Origin of the sequence: Streptomyces sp. NPDC056231 (assembly GCF_048270745.1) — a bacterium.
GTDB lineage: Bacteria > Actinomycetota > Actinomycetes > Streptomycetales > Streptomycetaceae > Streptomyces.
The window spans coordinates 1-2440 of sequence record NZ_JBLVKW010000183.1 but is presented as its reverse complement, the minus strand read 5'-3'; the positions used below and the strand labels follow the sequence as shown (position 1 = coordinate 2440).

2 protein-coding genes are annotated in these 2440 nt (G+C 33.5%); both read right to left on the bottom strand.

Annotated elements, in window-relative coordinates; genetic code table 11:
* Positions 1-440: hypothetical protein (locus ACNPQM_RS43925; RefSeq protein WP_418088386.1), on the bottom strand; the 440-nt coding region annotated here is incomplete at its 3' end.
* Positions 406-672, bottom strand: coding sequence for a hypothetical protein (locus ACNPQM_RS43920; protein ID WP_375867853.1), 267 nt, complete (start codon positions 670-672; stop codon positions 406-408). The genes ACNPQM_RS43925 and ACNPQM_RS43920, both read right to left, overlap by 35 nt.
* Between the last annotated feature and the right edge of the window lie 1768 nt (positions 673-2440).

Below are 2440 nucleotides of genomic sequence, written 5' to 3'. Positions count from 1 at the left end.
TTATTTAATAAAGGTTTTTGATTACCTCGGGATTTTCGGGTCTCCATTTTCAAGACCTGAAAATCCAGTCCCCAAATTTCTCCGTACTCATCCTTAGCTTTATCAAGGATTTGAGCCTTTTCTTCGGGGGAAAACGGTACTTTTCGGAAATAATAAACGTACTCCCACTTCTTCCCGACACGATATTTAAACTCGATAATATAGTTCGCGGACATTAGATCGTTCCATGCTGATTTAACCGATTCCTCCTTGTTCTTCCCAAAGCGTTTATATAATTCAGTTTTATGTAATTCCCAAGTTGTAGGGTATGAAAGAAGATTTACAAGCAAACCTAATGCCTGTAATGAAATAGGTTTTTCATTGTTTTTTTGGACTGCCTGTGCGGTTGCAGTCGGAACGATAATATCAGAGTTGTAAGGTAATTGAATCATTTTTGCCATTGTTTATTTCTCCTTTTTGAGAACAAGAAAAAGGCACTATCTCCCTAACAAGCTGGGAAACAATGCCTTTGATTTTTTTCTTGAAACTAACAGGAATATACACTAAAATAAGCGTATAACTTAAAATGTTAGTTACAAGAACTTCGGCAAGTGTTTTCCCTAGTTGGGTAGGGGGAACGGTTATAGTAGGGTTGCAGCCCTCTATAACAGTTGGAGTTCTTTTTCCGTTCATATGTAATTTACTAGAATTATACTTCTATCAAACTAGCAATGCAATGAAATTTGAAGGAAACAATCTTTCTTCAAATCTTTATATCCTAATAGAAAAATGAGAAAGAAAACGTATAGGATAGTTAACAAAAGTAAAGTAATGTGATACCATGATGGTGTATCGTTCACCATGAAAAGTATTTTTTACCGTCATGTGAAATGATACTTTGTGAAGGAGGGTCCGAAACCTTAGACTGTGGGAAGTTAAGTTTTCGGAACCAGTGATCGGAACTGATCAGATGAATGATCAGACCAACAGTGAAATTTTAACGTAAAAATTCTAAACGATTTAGACGTACTCTTTTCGCAGAGAGTGGGAAAAAGAAAAGTCACGGGTGTGGGAACCTGTGACTTTTTCTTGTTTATGAATATCATTTTTTGGTTAAAATCATAATAAGTTTTAGGAAGGTGAGTGGGAAATGGCTTTGAATGACCTATTTAAAGTCCGAGGTGCGGGAACACCAACCATAATCACCTTCCCAGGTCCAGTGGCTAAAGCAACATTCTACGGCTTAATGCTATAGTGTGGGAATCACTTTAGCATTATCACTCGGTAAACCAAATAAGCTAGGCGACCGATTGAGTAAAACCAATCGACAACCTTTCTTAATTTGGTTTCGTGAGTGGTAATAAATTTTAACGATTTTTTAACGATTTTTTTCATGGACATGACCTCTTTCTTTCGCAGATTTGGGAGGCCATTCCTTGGACTACTACTACATTATAGCAGGAATCTTTTTCACGTAGATTGAATCTTTTTCATTAATAGAAAATAATGTTACATTTTTAGATAAATTCCTTAAAAAAGTTATTCGAAAAACTAGCAAAAAAATCAAAAAAGAAAAAAAGCTATCATTTACCTTGGTATTTGATAGTGTTATCTACGATTTCCCATACAATGTATGATACATTGCATTTTAGTATTAAAAATACACCATAAAAAACCACCTTAATTTTTAGGTGGCTTTTTATTTTTCTTTCCGTTCCCGTGTTTCCTTACTAAAAAATATATCTTTATACCGTGATAAGCCAAAGTACCTGCCACATTAAAAAATAAAACTAGAATAAAACCTATTAACATTAAGATAATTCGCAAATAAAATATTTCCATTTATAAAAACCTCCAATAAGTGATGTTAGGTATTTTTAGTGAAAGAATAAAAATCCTTTTTTCTTTTCACTTCCTACATGGATTTTTGAAAAATTTTTCAACTTTATACCTCACTTATTTAAGTGACTACTAAAGAGGAATTTCACAAATAATTACTTTTAGTGTCATAACTTAAAAAAAGAATCCCTAATCACTACCAACGATTAGGGATTCCAATTAGGGGTCTCACCAACATTTAGCGGAAAACATACGCTAAGCAGATTTCGATAAGTAAATTACGGCCTTTTATACGTTTAGACATTAAATTCGTTCACAAACTTAATATTTTAATAATTATTGAACATTGATTATTGAACGAGTTAATGGACACTTCCGAAGGGAAGAAACACTTATAAATCCTTTAATGACAAGGTGTTCAGCAACTCAAGATTTTCTGAACAATTCCTTAGCGTATGTTTTCAGCGTTTCGTTGGTGGGACCTCAATTAAGTTTTCTACAGAAGAGAAAGACAAGGTCTTTCTCTTCCCTTTATTACTTTTAGTTAGGGTTGACATAACATCCAATACAGGAAGTTAATTAAAAACTAAAAGGCGATATTCGTCCATATTTAGGTGAATTT

Bases quoted from the DNA above. Each gene is read 5' to 3' on its own strand.
- ACNPQM_RS43920 (WP_375867853.1), bottom strand. From the start codon at position 672: ATGAACGGAAAAAGAACTCCAACTGTTATAGAGGGCTGCAACCCTACT.